The organism is Fibrobacter sp. UWB11, assembly GCF_900143015.1.
GTDB lineage: Bacteria > Fibrobacterota > Fibrobacteria > Fibrobacterales > Fibrobacteraceae > Fibrobacter.
The window spans coordinates 137,890-160,307 of the sequence record NZ_FSRT01000001.1; the positions used below are offsets into that span (position 1 = coordinate 137,890).

15 protein-coding genes are annotated in these 22,418 nt (G+C 48.1%); 10 read left to right on the forward strand and 5 right to left on the reverse strand.

Going from position 1 to position 22,418, the window contains the following annotated elements; genetic code table 11:
* The first annotated feature begins 287 nt into the window (after positions 1-287).
* From BUQ91_RS00750 to BUQ91_RS00775, 6 genes are all read left to right on the forward strand, one after another.
* On the forward strand, positions 288-1,064 hold the full coding sequence (locus tag BUQ91_RS00750; protein WP_072827628.1) for a class I SAM-dependent methyltransferase: 777 nt from the start codon (positions 288-290) through the stop codon (positions 1,062-1,064).
* Between the two features lie 8 nt (positions 1,065-1,072).
* Complete coding sequence (locus BUQ91_RS00755; protein ID WP_074207785.1) at positions 1,073-2,227, forward strand: glycosyltransferase family 4 protein; 1,155 nt, start codon at positions 1,073-1,075, stop codon at positions 2,225-2,227.
* Positions 2,224-3,246 (forward strand): lysylphosphatidylglycerol synthase transmembrane domain-containing protein, encoded by a 1,023-nt coding sequence (locus BUQ91_RS00760; RefSeq protein WP_074207786.1) that lies wholly within the window; start codon positions 2,224-2,226, stop codon positions 3,244-3,246. Before BUQ91_RS00755 ends, BUQ91_RS00760 begins: the two co-directional genes overlap by 4 nt.
* Before the next feature lie 162 nt (positions 3,247-3,408).
* Entirely contained in the window at positions 3,409-5,712 is a 2,304-nt protein-coding gene (locus BUQ91_RS00765) for a UvrD-helicase domain-containing protein (protein WP_074207787.1), read from the forward strand.
* Positions 5,696-6,505, forward strand: coding sequence for a glutamate racemase (gene murI, locus BUQ91_RS00770; protein ID WP_072827624.1), 810 nt, complete (start codon positions 5,696-5,698; stop codon positions 6,503-6,505). The genes BUQ91_RS00765 and murI overlap by 17 nt, the downstream gene beginning before the upstream one ends.
* Before the next feature lie 98 nt (positions 6,506-6,603).
* The gene (locus tag BUQ91_RS00775) at positions 6,604-7,242 is read left to right on the forward strand and encodes a hypothetical protein (RefSeq protein ID WP_072827623.1); all 639 of its coding nucleotides are present in this window, start codon (positions 6,604-6,606) and stop codon (positions 7,240-7,242) included.
* Between the two features lie 117 nt (positions 7,243-7,359).
* Here BUQ91_RS00775 and BUQ91_RS00780 read toward each other — a convergent pair whose 3' ends face one another.
* From BUQ91_RS00780 to BUQ91_RS00790, 3 genes are all read right to left on the reverse strand, one after another.
* Positions 7,360-8,796: a hypothetical protein gene (locus BUQ91_RS00780; RefSeq protein WP_074207788.1), complete on the reverse strand. Its 1,437-nt coding sequence runs from the start codon at positions 8,794-8,796 to the stop codon at positions 7,360-7,362.
* The gene (locus BUQ91_RS00785; RefSeq protein WP_074207789.1) at positions 8,796-10,598 is read right to left on the reverse strand and encodes a hypothetical protein; all 1,803 of its coding nucleotides are present in this window, start codon (positions 10,596-10,598) and stop codon (positions 8,796-8,798) included. Before BUQ91_RS00785 ends, BUQ91_RS00780 begins: the two co-directional genes overlap by 1 nt.
* A 95-nt stretch (positions 10,599-10,693) precedes the next feature.
* The gene (locus BUQ91_RS00790; protein ID WP_074207790.1) at positions 10,694-11,635 is read right to left on the reverse strand and encodes a lysylphosphatidylglycerol synthase transmembrane domain-containing protein; all 942 of its coding nucleotides are present in this window, start codon (positions 11,633-11,635) and stop codon (positions 10,694-10,696) included.
* A gap of 58 nt (positions 11,636-11,693) precedes the next feature.
* On the opposite strand from BUQ91_RS00790, the gene BUQ91_RS00795 reads away from it, so the two are divergent.
* Positions 11,694-12,317, forward strand: a complete 624-nt coding sequence (locus tag BUQ91_RS00795; RefSeq protein ID WP_072827619.1) for a class I SAM-dependent methyltransferase — start codon at positions 11,694-11,696, stop codon at positions 12,315-12,317.
* An 11-nt stretch (positions 12,318-12,328) separates the two neighbouring features.
* Here the strand turns inward: BUQ91_RS00795 and BUQ91_RS00800 are convergent, their stop codons facing one another.
* Positions 12,329-13,447, reverse strand: coding sequence for a glycosyltransferase family 4 protein (locus tag BUQ91_RS00800; protein WP_074207791.1), 1,119 nt, complete (start codon positions 13,445-13,447; stop codon positions 12,329-12,331).
* A 255-nt stretch (positions 13,448-13,702) separates the two neighbouring features.
* Between BUQ91_RS00800 and BUQ91_RS00805 the strand changes: the two genes are divergently transcribed.
* The 3 genes from BUQ91_RS00805 to BUQ91_RS00815 all read left to right on the forward strand — a co-directional run bounded on the left by BUQ91_RS00805 (position 13,703) and on the right by BUQ91_RS00815 (position 20,467).
* Entirely contained in the window at positions 13,703-15,388 is a 1,686-nt protein-coding gene (locus BUQ91_RS00805) for a LamG-like jellyroll fold domain-containing protein (RefSeq protein ID WP_074207792.1), read from the forward strand.
* 68 nt (positions 15,389-15,456) lie between these two features.
* On the forward strand, positions 15,457-19,314 hold the full coding sequence (gene dnaE / locus BUQ91_RS00810; RefSeq protein ID WP_074207793.1) for a DNA polymerase III subunit alpha: 3,858 nt from the start codon (positions 15,457-15,459) through the stop codon (positions 19,312-19,314).
* Positions 19,301-20,467, forward strand: a complete 1,167-nt coding sequence (locus tag BUQ91_RS00815; RefSeq protein ID WP_074207794.1) for a glycosyltransferase family protein — start codon at positions 19,301-19,303, stop codon at positions 20,465-20,467. Before dnaE ends, BUQ91_RS00815 begins: the two co-directional genes overlap by 14 nt.
* Here the strand turns inward: BUQ91_RS00815 and mutL are convergent.
* Positions 20,429-22,372 carry a DNA mismatch repair endonuclease MutL gene (gene mutL, locus BUQ91_RS00820; RefSeq protein WP_074207795.1) on the reverse strand — a complete coding sequence of 648 codons (1,944 nt, stop codon included), beginning with the start codon at positions 22,370-22,372 and terminating at the stop codon, positions 20,429-20,431. The genes BUQ91_RS00815 and mutL overlap by 39 nt on opposite strands.
* Positions 22,373-22,418 lie beyond the last annotated feature (46 nt).

Consider the following 22,418-nt stretch of genomic DNA (forward strand, 5'->3'; position numbering starts at 1 on the left):
TTTCCAAAATTTTTACAAAAAGTCCTTTATTGAGCCGATTTGCGGTTTTGTAAGCTGCAAATGGGTGGTTTTGATGTCTTGTTTTTGTAAAATTGTCGTTAAAATATAACAAATTTTTCAAAACGTGACAATTTGGACGCGGCAATCTGCTCTAGCTGAATAGAAAATGTAAAGTCGTGTGTTTCATTTTGGAATACACCGTTGACCAATGACTACTGACTAATAACCCACATCTAACTTCCTATTTCCTACTTCCTACTCTCATTTTTTCATATATTATCCCCGTTATGTCTATTAAAGAGCCCGATCAATCCGTATGGAACCGTTTTTGGCAGCGCAAGAACGACATGGACAAGGTCTATCCGTCTTCGCCGTCTATTATAGAAGCTATTAAGAAGAATTTTAAGCTCGAGGGCTTGAAGGTGCTGGAGGTTGGCGCCGGAACCGGTCGCGATAGCGCCGAACTTGCTCGCCTTGGTGCCGATGTTTACGTTCTCGATTATGCTGAAAATAGCCTTAAAATTGTGAATTCGCTCCGTGAAAGCGAAGATCTCAAGAATTTGCACTTGGTTCGCGGCGATGCGTTCAAGTCCCCGTTCCCGGACAATACTTTTGACTTGGTTTTCCACCAGGGCCTTGCCGAACACTTCAAGGATTCACTCCCGCTGATTCAGGAAAATTACCGCATTGTCAAACATGGCGGTTGCTGCCTTTGCGACGTTCCGCAGACGGTACACCCGTACACGATTATCAAGCATATCTTGATTGCAATGGACAAGTGGTTTGCCGGTTGGGAAAAGCAATTCACGATGGGTCAGCTCAAGAAGCTCATGCGTGATGCTGGCTTTGAATGTATTTACGCTTATGGCGACTGGATGCGTCCGAACCTTTACTACCGAATCCTGCGAGAACTTTGCTTCAAGTTCGGTATTGAACTTCCGAAGTATCCGCTCGACGGAACGGCCTACCAGAAAATCAAGGACAAGATTTTAGATAGTCTCCAGTCTGTGCCGGTGATGCACTACACGCAATTGTGCATTGGCGTAATTGGTCGTAAACCTTAGGTGTTTGCTTGAAAATCCTCGTCGTAAATTATCGGGATCGCATGCATCCGGCTGCCGGTGGCGCCGAAAAGCATTTGCATCGCATCTTCTCTAAGATTGTAGAAATGGGCCACACCGTGGTCCTGTTTACGACGATGTTCCCGGGGGCAAAGGAACGCGAGATTGTCGATGGAATTCAGGTTGTCCGCAAGGGCGGCGATTTGATGTTCCAGCTCACGGTGGCACTGAATTTGAAAAAGCTTGACCGTGAATTCAACTTTGACGTTGTTGTTGAAGATTTGAACAAGTTACCGGTCTTTGCCCACTGGTTCGTCCGTAAGCCGCTCTTGGTGCAGATGCATCATTTGTGGCGAAAGTCGATTTTCTCCGAAGCGCTTTTCCCGATTGCGTTTGGCGTTTGGTTCTTTGAACGCATCATTCCGTTCTTTTACCGCACGCAACCATTTGTTGTTGTGAGCCCGAGTACCAAGAAAGAACTTGCAGAAATCGGCGTGGACGAAAGTCGAATTTCTGTGATTTATAACGGCTCGGAAATGCCTTCGGTGACTGCGCCGCTCGCGACAAGTGCCGCGGATTCTCGTGAAAATGCGGCTGGCGAAAGTGCGCGGAGCCCGTATTTCATTTGGCTTTCGCGCGTGCACCGTTACAAAGGTATTTGGACGGCGCTTGAAGCGTTTGAAATTTTTTCGAAGAAACATCCCGAAGTCCAGTTGAAAATTGTGGGCGGCGGTCCGCTTTTGAAAAAGCTCCCGGCTTGGATTCAATCGCACGGCCTGGATGGCAAGGTGGAACTGACTGGCTTTGTTCCTGTTGCTCGCAAGTATGAACTGCTTTCGTCTTCGCTCGCTCTGTTGCAGACGAGCTACAAGGAAGGCTGGGGGCTCACGGTGATGGAAGCGGCGCAGCTCTGCAAGACGACGATTGCGTCGGATGTGCCGGGACTGCGCGATAGCGTCCGTGACGGCGAGACGGGAATTCTGTTCCCGTCGGGAGATGCGCCCGCGTGCGCTTCTGCAATGGAAAAAATTTATGACGATGCTGAATTGCATGCAAATCTCGGTCGAAATGCCAAGCGTTATGCGCTCACGTTCAGCTGGGAAAAGTCTGCTCGCGAAACTTTAGAATTGTTGGAACGTACGGTTGAGGGTGGCGTACGAAAATGAAATTGAATCCGAAGCTCAAGTCGCTGATTATTTTTTGTTTAAAGTTGGTGGTTACTCTTGTCCCTGCTTACTTTGTTTATCGAAACATTGTGAGTGACCCAGAATGGAGTGTCGACGACATTTCCAACTTGTTCAAGAACAACAGTGTGTTCCCGCTTGTGCTTGCGCTCCTTTGCCTTGCGGTCTCTAACTTTACGGCTTGCTACCAGTGGAAGTTGCTGCTCGAAAAACAGGGCGTCCACATGAAGTATGGACAGCTACTCAAGCTTTATCATGTGGGGCTGTTCTTCAATAACTTTATGCCGGGAAACGTCGGTGGCGATGCCAAGAAGGTTTATGACATTCGCGTGCAGGGCGGTCAAGATACCGTTGGTGCAGGCTTTACTGCAACGGTGTTCGATAGGTTGTTCGGTCTTTTCTTTATTACGTTATTTGCGCTTGCAGTCGGTGTATTGTTCTTTGTGCATGACCCGGAACAACGTGCGTTCATGTGGCCCTCGGTTTGGATTTTCATGGGCTTCTGTGTGATGTTTGCGGGACTTTTAAGTCGTCGCATTGGTCGATTCTTTTGCCGCATGGCAGGGAAGGTCTTGCCCGAAAAAATTGAGACGCGTTTGTTGCGCATGTTTGAACGATTCCAGAAGTTCCGCTCCAAGAAACTTTGGATGAATATTGTTTGCCTTTCGATGGTTACGCAGTCGCTTCGCATTTTTGTCCATTTCTTCTGCGGAATTGCCGTTGGCGTGAATCTCTCGATGTCGTGGTATTTCTATTACATTCCGCTTGTTGCAATTGTGAGCGCGCTCCCGATTTCGATTGGCGGGTTTGGTCCGCGTGAATTTTTGGCACAGTCGCTTTTTGCGCGTGCTGGCGTGCCCGGTCTTGAATCGGTAGTGATTCAGTTGCTCGCTTATTTTGTAAGTTTGATATTGAGCTTGTTCGGAGCTGTCATATTCTTGATGGGGCAAAAACCTGTGTCGGCAGAATCCACAAATGGTCATCCTGGAGCAAGGCCGTAAGGCCGATGCGATAGGATCCATAATTTCTTATATCCGTTTTCTATATCATTTGCTATATGAATAGGCACTAAAAGGAGTGCCAACACTGAAAGGAAATGCCCGGTCGGTGCCGGGCATGACAATGCGCTTTTACGGGCATGACAAATTTCAGTATGTATTACTATGGATGTAGAAAATCTTTTGGTCGGGCTGAACTCCGACCAGCGTGCAGCGGTGTTGCACGATCATGAAAAGAATGGACAACTTTTAATTTTAGCAGGGGCGGGCTCGGGAAAAACTTCGGTTTTGACCAAGCGAATCCAGTATCGTATTTTGTGCGGTGTGCAACCGGAAAAAATCCTTGCGCTTACTTTTACGGCAAAGGCTGCTGCCGAAATGCGGGAACGCGTGCAAAAGTTGTTCCCGAATGCGGGCGTAAGACTTTGTACGTTCCATTCGCTCGCTCTGTTCATTCTCAAGTCGAAAGTACCTATTAAGTTCACTGAGCAACGCCGAAGTGAACTTGATTCTTGTGATTCTGTTATACGTGATGAAAAGGGGCGATCCCGGAATAAATCCGGGATGACAAGTGAAGAATGTTCTTGCCCTGCGTACGAGCTTGTTGGGTTCAAGAAAATGCCTGTGCCGACAGAGGCTGCCGACAAATCCTTTATGCAGGAACTTGCGAAAGTGGGCGGTCGAAAGTTCCGGTTCTCGCGTGAAGAACTTTTTTCAGACGCGTATCCTTCATCGCTTATTAAAAAACTTGAGCCATTGCGTAATCGTGTTTTGGAATCGGGTCAAGTTGTTTTTGAAGACCTTATTTATCAGGCGATAAACTTGCTCGAAAATCACGAGGAGGCGCGCGCGTATTTTCAAAATCAATGGTCCGAAATTCTTGTCGATGAATATCAAGATATCAATCCGTCGCAGTACAGGCTTGTCAAGGCTTTGCTCGGAAATCGCAAGTCTCTCTTTGTCGTGGGCGATGATGACCAAGCCATTTACGGATTCCGTGGGGCTGACATTGGAAACATAAACCGATTCCGCGATGATTTCAAGGAGAGCTCGCTTATCCGTTTGGAATGGAATTACCGCTCGGTCGCAAACATTTTACATTTTTCGAATAAGATTTTTGAAAACAAACCCATCCATTTGCGGAAAGTCTTGCGGGCGGGTAACATGTGTGGCTCTGGAGGTTCACCCATTTTCAAGGAAAACCGTGAGCCTGAAATTTGGGTGAGCGAAAATCCTGTCGAGGAAATGCAAAAAATTATCACGAGTATCAAATTGCTTCGCGAAAGCTATGACCTCCAATGGAAAAACTTTGCAATTCTAGTACGCTATAATAGGCAGCGCCTATACTACGAAGAAGCGCTTCGCGATGCTTGCCTTCCGATTGCTGGGGATATGGAACATTTGTCGGGGGAGGGATTGGATGGCGGCGAACCCGTCGAAGACGGAATCCATGTCGAAACGGTCCATGCGTCCAAGGGCCTCCAGTATGCCGTGGTCTATTATGCGGGAATGTCCGAGGGGCTTACGCCGGGAACATGCTCGGGATCGCGCGAACAACGCAAAAAACAGCTGGACGAGGAACGTCGATTGTTCTACGTCGGGGTGACTCGGGCTGAATCTTTCTTGGTTTTGCTATATTGCAAACGTAGGTATTGGAAAGGGCGCCTGACGAAACTCAAGCGGTCTCGTTTTTTGCCCAAGGAAAGTTCAAAAGCTGAGATTGATATGCCTGTTATTTTATTTAGAATATTTGCTGCCGCAAGAATACTCCTCTTTATGCTTGAGTATATTGTGAAAATTGCGTTCATGTATGTTTTCCGCCGCAAGGACTTGGATACTTGGCTTGAAGAGAAGGTCCAGAAATTCTCATGGTTCTGCATGCAGGCAATTCGTGTGGATTTGACAATCGAAGACCAGGCGCAGCTTGCCAAGGTGGATTGGACTCGCCCAGTGTTTGTGATGGGGAACCACCGCTCTTATCTGGATATCCCGATTGCTTTCCTTGCTTTGCAGCGTACGGTGGGTTTTATTGCGAAAACGCAGTTGCAGCGCATCCCGATTTTGAACTTCTGGATGCACAAGCTCGGTTGTGTCTTTATTAATAGAGAAAAAGGCGGCGGCGCCGAAATTATCCAGAAGGCGGTACAGTCGGGTAAAATGCCGAGACTGTTTATATTCCCAGAAGGCACTCGCAGCAAGCGCGAGGGAATGGTTGCTTTCAAGAGCGGTTGCTTTAGACTTGCCGTTGAAGCGAATGCCATTATATTGCCTATTGTGACGAGAGGTTCCGATGAAGCTTGGGAGCACCGCAAAGGGTGCAAGCACCGTCCGGTGAATGTGAAAATCCTTGAACCGATAGATACGGTTGAATTCAAGAAGACTCATGGCGGTGATGCAATGGACCCGCGTCATGAACTGCTCCCGTATGTCCGCAGCAAAATGGAAGAAGCTTATGATCGGCGTCTTTGATTCTGGATTTGGCGGATTGACCATTCTGCAGAAGCTCCGCCACACGCTACCGCAGTACGATTACCTGTACTTGGGGGATAATGCGCGTGCGCCGTATGGCTCCCGCAGTTTCGAGACGATTTACCGCTACACGCTCCAGTCCGTGCGTGAATTGTTCCATCGTGGGTGCCCGTTGGTGATTCTCGCGTGCAATACGGCATCGGCAAAGGCGCTCCGCAGCATCCAGCAGCAGGTGTTGCCGGTCGAGTTTCCGGACCGTCGCGTGTTGGGTATTGTCCGCCCGACCGCCGAAGAAATCGGCAAGTTCTCCAAAACGGGGCATATTGGCATTTTTGCAACGGCAGGGACGGTGTCTTCGAACAGCTACGTTCTTGAAATCAGCCACTTTTTCCCGGAACTGCATGTGACACAGCATGCTTGCCCGATGTGGGTGCCGCTGGTGGAATATGGCGAGCGAGGGACTGAAGGCTCCCGGTTCTTTGTGAAAAAGGACGTAGACCAGCTTTTGGCGGAAGACCCCGAAATCGATACGGTTTTGCTGGCTTGTACGCACTACCCGCTCCTCGAATCCGAAATTCGGGCCGCACTTCCACCGCACGTTCGCCTGGTTGTCCAGGGAGATATCGTCGCCGATAAGACTCTTGACTACCTGAAAAGACATGTGGACATGGAAAAACGCCTTTCAAAAGGTGGAAATGTTAAATATTTGACAACGGATACCGCAGAATTTTTCAAAAAAGGCGCTTTTCGCTTTGGAATGGAAGATATTTGTGCGGAGTCGTTGACTTTTTAATCCATAAATTATATTTTAATGGTTGTTACTGACGAACCGTACTCGGTCCGCTTGTATTCTTTTTAATTTTCGAACTTTAAACTGAGTGGATTTATAAAATGCCGAAAACACAGATCAATCTTGAGGGTTGGCAAGACTACCGTGGCAACATGGCCGGTAGCCTGCTTTATGTTGAAACTAGCCATCAGTCCGAAATGCCTGTACGCGACCAGCTGAATGAAAATGAAAAAGGTTTTCTCTATGAACCGAACTACGAAACCAGCACCTATGGTTTGATGAGCTGCTACAATGTGAAGGCGATTAACACGATTGTGAAGAGCAAGAGCCGTTACATTCTTTTCGGTACACGTTACGAAGGTTTGAGCGATTCCGAAATGCGCAACAAGTACCTCATCATGGGTTACATGCGTATCGATAAGATTAAGGATGTGCGTACCCGTCACGTGCAGCGCTACATGGCAAACCCGGAAATGGAAGAACCGGAATGCATGCAGATGGAACACAACTGGGCTGTCTATGGTCCGATGCGCTTTGTCTCTCTCGACGACTCTTTCGTGGTGACTGACGAAATCCTCAAGGAATGGGGCTACAAGGGTCATGCTTCTCGCCAGCTCAAGACCGTGTTCTCTAAGGACCACCTCGAAAAGATCTTGGCTCACTTGGATTCCAAGCAGGATATGATCGACGAATATATCGCTACCGTCGATGAATACAAGGAAGCTCTCGCTGAGGAATAATTCTTTTGCAGAATGTGAAATGGCCCGCGGATGCGCGGGCCTTTTTCGTATGCTTACAGGTCCTTGCTTTGTCTTCCCCGACGATTCTTTTCTTGTCATCCCCGACCTGAGCGGGGACTAGAACCTGACGGAAATTCCGAGATGCGTGGCAAAGCCGTTGCGGAACAGCAGGTCGGAGAGGCCTCCCTCCAGGGACCCGGCTTTGTCTTTGCCTGCTTGCGTTCCTGGTTGGCTGTTTCCGGATTGTCCCGACGGTGTTGTCGTTCCTGGTTCTGCGCTCTTGTTAGAGTTTTGGTCTTTGTAGTCGATGTAGAACGGGATGATTTGCGAGACTCCATAAACGAGTGCGAGACTTACGGGCCCTTCTTTACGAACTTCACATTCGAGGGTAAGGACTGTTCCGATGGCGCTCAATTCCCTGAATGTTTTTTCTTTATAGCTGTTGATGGTGGCAAGGCGCGTTGTTTCGATGGTCTTGTCGATGTCGAGGTCACCTTTGATCCCGAAGAAATCGAGCCCGACGTTTGGTGTGAATATGTAGCGCTTGCCGAGGTTCCAACGGTATGAGCCACCGCCGAGTAATGCGGTTGTGCTCAAGTCGGCATCAACGCGGAATGTCTTTTGCAAAAAGGCGAACGAGAGACCCTTGATGACTGAAGCGGGGAGCGCCCGGTTGGGCGCAAGCGTTTCGTAGAAACGATTGGGGTTGCTGCTCAACCTCCCCGCGAGGTGGAAGTATTCGAGGCGTGTGCGGATTTTTTCCCATTCCCATCTAGCGTTTAGCTTGTGGAGAGTCGCATCTAGCGGCATGTACATAAACCGCTTGCGGCTTTCTTCGTTGTGGTAAATCCCGTAAAGTGTTGCGTTCGCGTTTGCGAATGTGTAACTTGCATCAAGGCGCGAATTGTGGAAATCGTACCCGTAGTTTGCATTCATGATTAGAACGCCTGCGGAATCCCTCACGTAATAGTCTTTGTCCGGATTGTGGGGAATTGTTTTCAGGTAGCCACCTGATAAGTTTATATGGTGTGCCGCAATGTTATATTCGGCAGAAAGTCCTCCGTAAAGAACATGGCTTGTCCAGTTTGCAGAAATGGAATTGACGATTTGTGTTTTATCATCGGGAATCCAGCTGATGTTTCCGAGTTCGATGGCTCCGCCTGCTAAAGTTGCTTTGACTTTAAAAAGGGAATCTTTAGGGTGGTACGAGAGAGTTGCCATGGCTGCCGGGAAACTATTGATGTTCACATCGAAAGAGATGTACTTGTAGTTTCCTTCGAATCCAGCGGTAACGATGTTTTGTGTATTCTTGCCTTTAATGCTCCATTCGTCGGTGTATCGTCCTTGGACTGCCGAATGTTGGAACGAAGCATAGACACCGTAATTATCGATTTTGAGAGAATCCCTGATGTTACAGGACTGTGTTGAAAATTGCTTGTCGCTCAGGTGTAGCAAAAAAAGCCCGCCGCAATCGGCGAGCCCGGAATTGCTTACTGCAAATGATAAATTTGCAGCAAGCCCAATTACAAGGGAAATTTTTTTTGAGCTTCTCACTACCAGTCGATACCGCTACTGCGAGATTCTGTCTTGAAAATTTGCCAGAACTTTTCTTGTGTCATGCCCGGGAAAACACCGCCAACGGTGATGTCGGGGAAGAAGATGAAGTTCTGCATTTCATCAAGCGTGTAGTTATAGAATTTTGCCTTTCTGTTGGTTTCTATTGCATTGGCTATAATTTCGTCTGAAACTTTCCCGTTCAGCAAGCCTTGAATAGAGATTGTCTTGTTGCCTGCCGGGTCGGTAAAGTAGAATACGTTAGGAATATATTCGTCATAGGGGATTGCGAATACTTGAACTCCATCTTGAATTTTGCAAACGGAGGAATTCAGAGTTACCGGAGCAAGGGTCTTTAAGATGGAAATATCATCGTTGCCATGATAGTAGTTGTCTGTAGCTTCGAAAGTGACTGTGCAATTGGTTGCTTTGGCAAAGAAGCATTGATAGACATAATGATCGTTGAATTCAGCATCGGCGCAGTATTCCGCAGTGCCCGCTGAATATCCACGTGTATATAAGTCACCGTAGAAGTAATCGACTTTTGTACTTTTTTCTATTTGTGCTCTTACGGCTTTGTTGATTTCAAATTCGGCGTAAGTATCTCCGCCCCAAAGTTGCGGTGCCCAATAGAAACCTTCTGCAGGAATGTTCCAAACGGAGTAGTCATTGAACTTGTGGTAGGGGAGGTAATCTTGCCAGCCGTCAGTAATCTCGAAGAACTTGGCGATGTTTACCGTAATCTTGGAGCCTGCCGGGAGTGTGATTTCAACACCGGTATGGAGTGCCTTGCGGTAGTGTTCCAAAGAGTCGATTGCTTTCTGGAAATCGCGTGCGCTTACGTCGGACATTTCGTCATCACCGACAATGTACGGGTCGTTCAATTGTGTCTTGATGCCGTTCTTGGATTCGTCGATGCCGTACTGGAGGCCTACTTCTACAAACTGAATTGCGGAATCTAGCAAGTTCGGGATGTCCCTATAGCGCGGTTTCCAATTGTCGTAAACAGTTGTGAAGGAGCTACCCTTGTCCATGAGGGATATGACATAGTCTGCAAAGACCTTGGTGTCGCCGTTGTATTTGTCGGCATCGGTCATCCAGTCGTATTTGCCGTTTGAAGAAATGTCAATGTTAAGGCTTGCGCCGAATGTGAGTACTGCCTTGGCAACGAACATGGTGGCAAGTGCCGGAGCGAATTCACCGCGGTCGAGCTCGAGTTCTCTGTTGCCAATCTTGTAGTGGCAGACGAAGTTGTCATCGCCAACGATGTTTTTCAAGTAAATGATGGCGGAATCCAAGGACGGAATGGCCGATGCCATAGCTTCTTGGCCCATGGTTGTAAGGTGCTTTCCGTCGCCTGCGATAAGGAGCTGGTTAAAATCTTCAACGCCCATATCGGCGATGTTCACCTTGTTGGTAACCGTGTCGATAAAGGACTTGATCTTGGTGTTGTTCATCAAGTCGGTAATGATGCTCAATGCATAACCGAGTTGTGCTTCGCAGTTTGCAGGGTATTTGTCCAAAACAGACTTGAATGTGCTCTTGGTCTGGGCACTAATGGCTTGAGCGTTCTTGAGGTTGTTGTCACCCAATTCTTCCAAAACATCCTTGATGCTTGATTTTGCACTCTCTAATTGTGCTGCGACACTAGCGTCTGTGACTTCTTGGCAGCTAAAAGCACTGAATGTAGGGGTGGTAGGCGTGTCGGCCGGCTGTCCAATGGTAGGGTTGCTGTCGGTACATCCCATCAGGAATGAACATGCTCCAATAGCAAGTGCAACAAGTTTATTGGATTTCCTCATAGAAACTCTCCTTCTTTTTGCAGAATAATATACAAAATTATTGTTACAGAACTAGAGTTTTTTTGAGAGATTTTATTTTGATTATTGTAGACAGCTTATTTTTTACGGGCCAAAAGTACAATTGCACCTTGCGCAGCCTGGAATAGCAATGGAATATAACCTAATAGCCCTGCAGATAAAACGACAGGAGCCGGAATTCCAAGAATTCCTGTGAATAACGCAACTTGAGTGCCTTCGCGGACTCCGATTCCGTTTAAAGAAACCGGAAGCATCGATACGACCGTGGTGATGCTTGTGAAAACGACCAAAATACTGATGTCGATGTCGACTCCGACGGCACGGAAATAGGCATAGGCTATAAATAAAGTCAATAACTGTAGCCACAAGGAATCTAAAGAGGATAGCAAAACTTGCTTTTTACACTTTCTGTATAAAGACAGACTTTGCTGAAGCTTTGTAATGAATTTAAGCTTGTTTGTGATTACTTGCGGAATGGGAACCTTGTCCGAAAATAGGCAGAGCGAAATGAATATGATACATGCGAGGGTCGCGATGGTCATAGTCAAGGTGTAGCTGAACGGGATTTCTGCCTTGTTTAGCGCAAACGGGAGTGCTATAAAGAAGCAAAGGAACATTGCAAGCAGGCCTTGTATGCGGGCGAGCAATACTGCGGAAACGGATTGGCTCGTTTGATTGAACTTTTTCCCGAATGCAAGTGATTTTACGGCATCGCCGCCAAATCCGGTCGGGAGCAAGTTGTTGAAAAAGTACCCCATGGCGGTGTAGGCGTAGTATGTCTTGAACGGGATTTCTGGACCTTGCACGGAAAGCCCTTTCCAGCGGTTTGCCTGAATGGCCATGATAAGCGTGGCGGCAACCAGCATGGCTACTATCCACGGGGTCATGCCGATATTCCAGTTCTTTATGACTTCACTTATAGGAATTTTGTAGAATATATAGGCAAAACCACCAACACTTACAAGAAGTTGGATAATTCGCTTGACAAAGAGCTTTGTACCTGTCTTATCGGTTGCCATTGTCCACAAAAATAGCATTTTTGCCTATAAAAATTTATATTTAAGAAAAAAGGTTTTTATGTATCGCAATAAGATTCGTTATGATGTAGCTACGCTTGTTCCCCAAGATGCCAAGAGCGTCCTTGAAATTGGGGCTGGCGCCGGAATGAATTATGTTATCTATCCCAAGGATTCTTACAAGGTCGCCATTGAGCCCGAAGAACGTACCGATGCGCAGACCATTGACAAGGTTCCCGGTGGATTCAATGAATATCATCATGGATTCTACGAGCAGTACACCGAAGACCGCAAGTTTGACTTGGTTGTCATGTGCGATGTTCTGGAACATGTGAATGATCCGGTGGACTTGATTAATTTCTGCAAAAAGCACTTGAATCCGGATGGCCATATTCTTGTGTCGCTTCCGAACTTTATTTGCATCGAAAATCTCCTCAAGATTATTATTACAAGGGATTTCCGCTACTTCAAGCCGGATGAAGGCGAACATGCGCTTGGCGTTCTCGATATCAACCACAAGACGTTCTGGACCAAAAAAAGCTTTGTGCGCTTTGCTAAAGAAAACGGTCTTGAAGTGGAACGTATTGTGGGTATCCGTAAGCAGCTCAAATTCATGCCGAACTTGTTGAGCCATTCTTACTTTATCCCGTTCCAGTACGGATTCTTGACAAAACTCAAGAAATAGCGTTTTTGGAGCTATTTATGTGATTCGGCGAGTTCAGTGGCGACTCGCCTAATTTTTTCGGCACATTTTTCCCAAGTAAAATTGCTGACCCATTCCTTGATTTCAGCATCGTATTTGCCCTTGTCATCAATGGAATTTTCGAGGGCGCGGGCGATGCTTTCGGCAGATTTCGGGTCAAAATACTTGGCGACATTTCCGCCGACTTCGGGGAGCGACGATGTGTTGGAGCAGATGACGGGAGTTCCGCAGGCAAGCGCTTCTAGCACTGGGAGACCGAACCCTTCGTACAGCGAGGGCAATACAAAGAGGTCGGCGAGGTTATAAAAACTGACCAAGTCTTCTTGCGAAACCATTCCCGCATGGATTGTGAGGCTTTCGATTCCGAGTTCTTTTTCGCAAGTCTCTTTGGAGCGACCATCAAAAGCCTTCCCGACGAGCACTAGCCTGCAGTCTTCTTTGCCTTTCATTTGGGCAAAACCTTCCAAGAGCGTGTTCTGGTTCTTGTGCGGGAGCAGATTCCCGACGTAGAGCAAGATTTTCTTGTCGCGGGGAATATTGAATTTCTCGTACAGGTAGTCGATTTCGCTAGGCGTTTTTTTGACAAATTCCTTGCCAACGCCAAGGGGAATAACCGTTATCTTGGATTCATCCATCTTGTAGAACCGCAACAGGTCGCGTTTTGTGCTTTCTGAAACGGTAATTATCTTGTCGGCGCGTTTGCTTACAAACCAAAAGATGAACTTAAAGTAGAGATGGACTAGCTTGAAAGGCAAGAATTCGGGGTAGATTAAATGTGTGAGATCGTGGATGGTCACTAGCATCTTGCCGCGGTAGAATAACGGTATGTTGCAGTGCGGAACATGCAATATTTCGGGCTTTTCGCGGTAGAGTGCTCGGTAGGGAAATCTCAGCTGTTCCTTGTAGCCGTAAATGCTACTGATAAAGGGAATGTGCTTTGGAACGTTGTCGTAAAGTTCTAGTTCCTTGGGGTCGCCAAGGGCAATATTGTAGCCCACATCCTTGAGCCAATGCTGGATACATGTGCCAATACCGGACTTGTTGACCATGCGGGCGTCTATTGCAACCTTATGGGCAATTTTATGGGCGGTATCGTTGGCAGTATTGATCATTTTAAGGATTCTTGTCGGTCTGTAGAACTTATTTGTACGATGGCAAATTACATTATTTCGTTCATGATATACAATACAGGTGTATCATAATGTCATAAAATTTTGGCTTAGTGTATCATGATGATTAAAAAAGGCTTTTGTAAACTGAAATATACATAAATAGAGCGGATAAAAAATTGCCAATTGTAGAATTAATTGATAATTTCACTTTTGTAAAGAAAATGAAAAGCTTGTAGGAGCAAAAAAGGAGACAATATGAGCGGTAAAATGGTTAAATGGCTTTCAGGTTCCCTGATAGCGATGGGAGCATTCGTTGTTGGATGCTCCGAGTCCAATTCTTCGACCCCATTTGCGGAAACCACAAATGACGGTGTTTACATGAAGAATGATGTGAAGCAGATGTGGGCTCGAATCGATGAACGTGGCAGTATCGCCAGTTACTTCGATTCCCTTTCAAAGGAGGAAGGTGCCCCGGCTATTGGCGTTTCGACACGTTCTAACGTTCGTTGCGCAGCCCCTGCTCTCCAGATGGACGATAACACGCGTTATCTCGACGAACTTGAAACCCTCTTTGACGAAGGTGAACAGGTAGAAGGTGTTTGCGGTAAGGCTCTCAAGTTGAGCGACGGTCAGGTTGCTCCGCTTGGCGTGAATTTGATTGATTCTATGAGTGTTGGAACAGTCGAATTCTGGTTCCGCCCGAACGCAGATTTCTTTGACAAGAATGCAAGAACGCTTCTTGGCAACGATGGCGCCAGAATCCATTTCTTCTACAAGGGAGGGGAGCTATTCTTCCAGAAGAATCATCACAACCAGCATTACTATGTAAACGGTAAGGCTGCGTTGAAGGATGACTGGAACTTGATCGCTGGTCAGTGGGGAGACGGCTACATGAGCTTGTGGCTGAACGGCGAACTTGTCGGTTACTGGGAGCACGATAAGGGTTATGTGCCTGCCCAGCGCGCCATTCCGTTCGAAAACCTCGTGGTGATTGGTTACAAGTCCAGTTGCTGCATGGAAGGTCCGGGCCAATACGAATCTATGACGACATCGGGTTCTTTCGACCAGTTCCGTATTTCGAATATCGCTCGTTACGCCTTGCCGGATTCTTTGATTGCTAAGGATACTACGGAGGAAAAGAAGGAGACTCCGGAAGTAGTACCAGAGAAGAAGGAAGAAGAAAGAACCTGCAAGGCGTCAGCTCTTAAGATGGACGACAATACCCTCTATTTGGACGAACTTGAATCCGATTATGAATCAGGAACGTTGGTAGATGGTGTTTGCGGCAAGGCGGTTTCCTTGAAGGATGGCGAAAACATCCAGACGGGTATCAACTTGATTGATGAAATGGCTGCTGGTACCGTAGAATTCTGGTTCCGCCCGAGTGACGAATTCGACCTGAATACTGCACGTACTCTTCTCGGTAACGATGGTGCCCGTCTCCATTTCTTTGTGAAGAACGGCGAACTCATTTTCCAGAAGAATCATCCGGACATCCATTACTATGTTAAGGGTGCTGTTACGCTCAAGAAGGATTGGAACCTGATTGCCGGCCAGTGGGGCGATGGCTACATGAGCCTCTGGGTCAACGGCGAAATGGTTGCAAGTAAGGTTCATGCTGAAGGTTATGCTCCGTCTACCCGTTCGTATGAATTCGAAAATCTCATTGTGATCGGTTATAAGTCTTGGTGCTGCATGGAAGGCCCGGGTCAACATTCTTCGATGACGACTTCCGGTGATTTCGACCAACTCAGAATTTCTAACATCCCGCGATACGAAGTGAAGGTGGAAGAACAAAAGCAAGAAGAAAAGGACTCGGTTAAGATTCTTGTCCCTATCGATGTTGATACTACTGTTGTGAAGATTGACTCTATTGCTGGTAATGATACTACCATAGCAGTGGTTGACTCTCCTGTGGTTGATACTACGGAATCTAAGTAGTCTTTAAATAAATCTTGCAAAGGTCCCGGCTTTCGAGCCGGGATTTTTCATTTTACTAAATTGCTAGCATGGCGTTCGTTCATTTACAGACTCATTCTGAATTTTCGATTTTGCAGGCTTCGGCCCGACTTGATGATATTTTGGCGGCTGCCGCAGCAGAAAATGCACCTGCCGTTGCGTTGACGGACCATGGTGCCATGTTTGGAATTTTGGAAATCCAGACACGCGGAAAAGATTTGAACAAAAAGCGTAAGGAACAGGGACTTCCACCGGTCAAGACCGTTTATGGTTGCCATATTTACGTGGATACGCCGAGTGCAAGCCAGAAAGATCCTACGACTTTTGAACGATTGACGCTCCTTGTCGAAAACGAAAAGGGCTATTACAACCTGCTCCGCATCGTGAGTTACCGTTACGAAGATGGGGACCGCTGGGCAGAAATTCCGTCTGTGCCGCTGGATACGATTGAGCAGTTCAAGGAAGGTATTATCGCTATTGCAGGCGATTTCTTTAGCCGCTATGGGCAGAATGTAGCTTCGGGGCGCGATTCACTTGCGCTCGAATACATGGACCGCCTGAATCAGATTTTTGACCACGACCATCTGTACATTTCTGTTTGCGATAACGGGATTCCGCAGCAAAAGCGCGTGAATGAATTCAACGTGGAACTCGCAAAGAAGTATGGGCGAGAAGTGGTTGCGGTGGGCGATGTCCATTACATCAAGCCCGAAGATGCCACTGCGCACAAGATTTTGCGTTGCATTTCGCTCAAGGTCACGCTGAACGGTTTCGAGGACAAGCGCTTCCCCACCGAAAAGTTCTATTTCCGCTCTGAGAAAGAAATGGTGGAACTGTTCGGGCACATCCCGGGCGCTATCGAAAATACGGTCAAGATTGCCGAACGCTGTAACTTTACCGTGAAAACCGGTATCGGTGACGAGTTCTGGCCGCGTTTCAAGATTCCCGATGAGTTCCTTTCTTCGGACGAATACCAGAATATCAAATCCATCATGAAGGCGGAATACGATGCGGAATATCCGGTCGTTTACGAGCGTGAAATCAAGGGTGTCATCAAGGATCGCAAAAAGAAGGTCAAGGCAAATTACTGTACCGAGAAGGGTATTGCCGAAGATGCGCTGACCGATGCGGACAATGCCGAAATCGACCGCTTGTCGCAGCCGGAATTTTTTGATGAAGATGACCAGAAAGCTTTGAAGAAGAATGTGCATCGCTGGTGCAAACCGGGGGGCGATGCCGACATTTACATCACGCATCTTTGCAATGAACGCTTAAAGTGGCGATTCCCCGACGAAGATTTCAAGTTCCCGGCTCACGAAACGAACGTGGGCAAGCGCATGTACAAGGAACTCAACTGTATCCGCAACATGAACGTGGCGGGCTACTTGCTCATTGTGTGGGACTTCATCAACTGGTCTCGTGAACACGGCATTCCCGTGGGCCCGGGGCGTGGTTCTGCTGCTGGTTCCTTGGTCACTTACATCATCGGTATTACCGACATCGACCCGCTTACTTTTGACCTCCTTTTTGAACGATTCCTGAACCCGGAACGTGTGTCCATGCCGGATATCGATACGGACTTTGCGGACCGTGACCGCGGTCGCGTGATCCAGTACGTGACGGACAAGTATGGCAAGGAGTGCGTGGGCCAGATTATTACCTATGGTATGCTCAAGTCGAAGGCGGTGATTACGGACGTTGCGCGCGTGCTCGGGATTCCGCCTGCCGAAGCGAAGGGCATTACAAAGCTCTTCCCGCAGCGCACGTTGAACTTTAGCTTAAAGCAGGCCTGGACGGGTAAGGACAAGAAGGGCAATAACCTGGAAGACGGTTACAGCCCGGAACCGTTGCAGGCGATGATTGGCAGCCGTGCAAGCTACCAGAACCTTTGGGACGTTGCCAAAAGACTTGAAGATTTGCCGCGCCAGACGGGCGTGCATGCTTGCGGCGTGGTGATTACGCCGACTCCGATTTACAACCTTGCTCCTTTGTACCGTGCAGCTCCGGAAGATACGCCGGTGGTGATGTACGATAAGCACTACGCCGAAGACATCGGACTTTTGAAGATGGACTTCCTTGGGCTTATCAACTTGTCCATCATTCAAGATACGGTGAAGATGGTCGAACAGAACCGCAACATCAAGCTTGTGATGAACAAGATTCCGATTGATGACAAGGCTACGTTCGAACTTTTGGGCAAGGGCCTTACGACGACGGTGTTCCAGTTCGAATCTCCGGGTATGCAGAAGTACCTGCGCGAACTGAAGCCGACACGAATCTTTGACCTTATCGCTATGAACGCCCTGTACCGACCGGGGCCGATTGACCAGATTCCGCACTTCATTGCCCGTAAGAACGGCAAGGAAGAGATTGACTGCTATCATCCGGACTTGGAACAGGTGCTTGGCGAAACGTATGGCGTTATCGTGTACCAGGAACAGGTGATGAAGCTCGCTCAAATTTTGGGTGGCTACTCGCTGGGCGGCGCTGACAATATTCGCCGTATCATGGCTAAGAAGATGCCGGAAAAGATGGCAAAACTCGAACCGGAGTTCTTCCAGAAGTGCTTGGACAAGGGCTACGACAAGGCCATGATCCAGAAGGTCTGGGATGCCGTGCTTCCGTTCTGCGGATACGCATTTAACAAGAGCCATGCTGCTGCTTATGCTTACGTGGCTTACCAGACGGCGTACCTCAAGACGCATTACGGTCCGGAATACATGGCCGCATCCATGACTTCCAAGATGGGCAAGACCGAAGATACGGTGACCATCATTTTGGAATGTAAGCGCCTCGGCATCGAAGTCTTGTCGCCGAACATCAATACGTCTTTGGGCGTGTTCTCTGCCAATACGAAGGGCCAAATTCTTTACGGTCTCGCGGGTATCCGCAACGTGGGTATCGCTGTCGTCGAAGACGTTGTAGCGGAACGCGAACGCCGTGGCATTTACAAGGATATCTTTGATTTCTGCAAGCGCGTGACGGAATACCAGGCGGCGCAGCCGGAAAAACGTCCGCCGCTCAACAAGAAGGTCTTGGAATGTTTGATTATGGCGGGCGCCTTGGATGATTTGCCGGGGAGTCGTGCTGTGCAATGCGCTACGGTGGACCGCGCTTTGGAAGTTGCTATGCGCAGTCAGGAAGACAAGGTGAAGGGGCAGGTATCGCTCTTTGATTTGGGTGGTGCTGCAGCCATGCCGAATACGGCCGAAGTCTTGGAAGAAGCCGAAGAATGGACGGCCATGGAAATGCTCAACAAGGAACGCAGCGTGCTTGGGCTATTCCTTTCGGGCCATCCGCTTGATGAGTTCCGTCCCGAACTGATGGGCTTTACGAGTTGCTCGCTTTCGGAGGACGAAATCGTGCGCCATGTGGGCGAAACGGTCGTTGCTGGTGGCGTGGTTATCCGCATGCGTTCCATCGAAACAAAGCGCGGCGATACGATTGGCTCGGGCGCTATCCAGGACTTCCATGGTGAAGTTGAAATGTTCTTCAAGAAGGATGTGTGGGAACGTTTGCGCGATACGGTCTCGATTGATGACCGTGTGCTTGTGAAGGGCGTGCTTGAACAGCAGCGTGACCGCGATGGTTACCAAATTATCGTCGAAGAAGTTATCCAGCTTGACCGCGTCCGCTGCGATATGGTAAGCCATATTCACGTATCGCTTTACTCGGGAATGCTTACAGACGAGTTCTTGGACAAGCTTGAAGTCGAAATGAAGACCAATTTGGCCGATGAATACACCCGAGGATGCGAATTTGTGTTCCATTTGGAGACAGAATCGGGTTACGAGCATGTCGTTCTCTTAAAAAAATATAAAGTTGTATATACTCAGGAATTGTTGCAGTGGCTCAGGACCGATTTGGGTGCACTGAAGGTTTGGGTATCGAATCGTGCAAAACGTTAACGAAGATAATTCTCCTTATATCCTCTTCTGTGCAGGAGAGGATTCCGGCGACATGATTGGTGCCGAGATGGTCGCGACCGCGGTTGACCTTGGTTTTAAGGTTATTGGTGTCGGCGGACCGTTGATGCAGGAGAAAGGGCTTCTTCCCTTGTGGGATTACAACGATCTCCCTGTTTCGGGAATGGGCGATGTGGTTCCAAAGTATTTTTCGTTAAAGAATATTTTTGAAGTTTTGAGTGATGCCGCGGAATCGAAAAAGTGCTTGGGCATCATCGCTATCGATTATCCGGGTTTTAACATGCGACTTGCTTCCCTTGCTAAAAAGTGGGGGAAACCCATGCTTTATGTGGCGCCTCCGCAAGTGTGGGCATGGAAATCCAAGCGGGCTAGTGTGTTCAAGCAGGCAAGCAATATTCGTTTGGCTGTGTTCTTTGACATCGAAGCTCTTGCTTACAAGCGGATGGGGTGCGAAACGATTCGACTCAAGCATCCGATAACGAGTTGGAAGTTCGATTGTGTGGAACCTAAATCCGACATGTTACTTTTGCCGGGAAGCCGCCGTGCGAGTGCTTTGCGCAATTTGCCCTCGTTTATTACGGTTGCCGAAAAATACCGTAACGTGTGGGCTGAAAATAACATGGGCCCGATTCCAGATGTTGTCGTTGTGGCTTCAAGAGAACATTTGGAAGTTCCGCTATTGGTGGCGCTCGAAAAACTTTATGACGGACGTTTGCCGAGTTGGTTAAAAGTTGTGGTGGCTCCGAAACGTTTAAGTGACCGATTGAATTTTTATTCGGCATATTCGGCCGCGCTCACTTCATTTGGAACGAGTACGCTTGAAATGGCGTGTGCCGGAATTCCGTTTGCTGCATGCGTTGTGCCGGATTTCTTGACATATGCGATGGGAAAAATCTTGGTCAAGTCCGAATTCCTGTCGCTCCCGAATGCCATTTTCGGCTGCGGTGTGACTCCGGAATTTATCATTCGCCATAAGATGAACGATCGAATGGCTGAATCTATTGTTGATGCGTTGTTCCAGCAAGATATCGGAACCGTAGACGAAATTGCAATCCGTCTACGTAAAATTCTGGATGTCGGTAAGACCTCTAGCGAACTAGTGTCTGAATTTCTTGCTCAGTTCCTCAAGCGTTAAGCGCATCAGAGTGGGGCTTCCGAAGGGGGACTTGAGCGGGTCCTGCGTAATCATCAGCTGGCTTACGAGTGCCGTAATTTCTTCGGGCTTGAGCTTATCGCCTGCCTGGTATGCGTTTGTTTTTGCCCAAGATTTTGCAATTGCTTCCTGGAACTTGACCATATCATTCTTGGTATCGTTTTCGTCGACATCGTTCAAGAAATCGTGAACGGCTTTGGCGGCACGCGAAAGCGGAAGTGCACTTGGGATGGAACGAATCTGGAAGGTGTCACCGCCAAATGGCTCGACAAAGAAGCCTAGCTTGCGCAGTTGATCATCGACGTTTCGGAATATTTCTTTTTCTTGTTTAGAAAGGTCGATGAGCTCGGGGAACAAGAGTTCCTGACTGTCTTGAGCGATGTTGTTCTGGAGCGATTCCATAGCTTGTTCGAAGAGCACGCGTGTATGGGCTGCGTGCTGGTCGATAATCAAGAGACCGTTGGAATCTTCGCCAGCGATATACGTGTTTGCAATCTGGAAGAACGAAGGCGGGGCCCACGGCGTTTCACGCGGTGGTTCAGGCTTGGTGTGGTCCGGTTCCAGCGAAATAATCTTGCCGTATTCGGGGAGCGAAAACAGGTCTTGAACGTCATCGCTTACGTCGTATTTAGACTTCTTGTCCGAAAGCGTATTCGCGGCACTTGCGGACTTTGCGTATGGCTTATTAGCAGATGTGTTTGCAGGGGTAATGCCTGCATAATTTGTTTTCGCGAATGGATTTTCCCACGGCAAGTCGTTTTGTGGCTGTGTCGGTGCGGCTGGTGATGCAAACGAAGGCTGCGCGGGCGTTTCAGCCATTGTGGAGCGCATAGGCGTTGTTTGCGGGGCCGCTGCCGGGCCTCCCATAAGTTCGTCGCTCAAGTCGATAAATGGCGAATTTGCTTCCAAATCCCGAGTAAACGTATCGCGAATGGCATGCGTCACGACGAGGAATACCAAGTTTCCGTTCGCAAAACGGACTTCACGCTTTGCCGGGTGCACGTTGATATCGAATTCCATGTCCGGCATGTCGAGGAAGAGCACCGTCACAGGCTTGCACTGCGCTCCGTATGGCTCGTAGGCTTGAGAAACTGCCTTGCTTACCATCTTGTTTTCGATGGGACGGTTCCTCATGAAAAGGAATTGGTGGTTGCGCTTGCCGTTTGTCTCAGTGGTGGGGGAGATGTAGCCCGAAACATGGACGCCCGCTTCGGTGTAGTCGACGGGCAATAAACTTTTAGCCACTTTGGAACCAATGGCTTCGGCAATGCGGCTGCGGAGCTCTCCGGGAACGCCTGTAAAGACCGTCCTGTCGCCAACTTTATAGTCAAAACGGATTTCCGGGTGCGAAATGGCTGTTTTTAAGACAATGTCTAAAATGCGGGAGCACTCGGAAGTTTCACTGCCGAGGAATGTGCGGCGTACGGGCGTGTTGTAGAACAGGTCTTCGACAAGGAATGTCGTGCCTCGGCTTGTCTGGATATCTTCTCTTTCGATGACCTCGCCACCCTTTACGACGATACGGCCACTTTCGCCATCTTGTGTGGCGCTTGTAATCGTTAATTTGGATACAGCGGCAATAGAGGCGACTGCTTCACCGCGAAAACCATTTGTCTGGAGGTGAAATAAGTCGTCTGCATTTGTTAGTTTGGATGTAGTGTGGCGCAAAAAACAGAGTTCCAGGTCGGCACTACCCATGCCTTTACCGTTGTCTGTAACTTGGATTTTTTTCTTTCCACCTTGTTCAATTTGGACTTGAATTCGGGTTGCTCCGGCGTCAATTGCATTCTCAATAAGTTCCTTAACAGCCGATGCTGGACGTTCTATGACCTCGCCAGCAGCAATTTTATTGATGATTTCGTCGGATAAAAGGTGAATTTCAGCCATTTTCGCTTTTATATGTAGCTAATTACGTATGCTATTTGTTATTTGA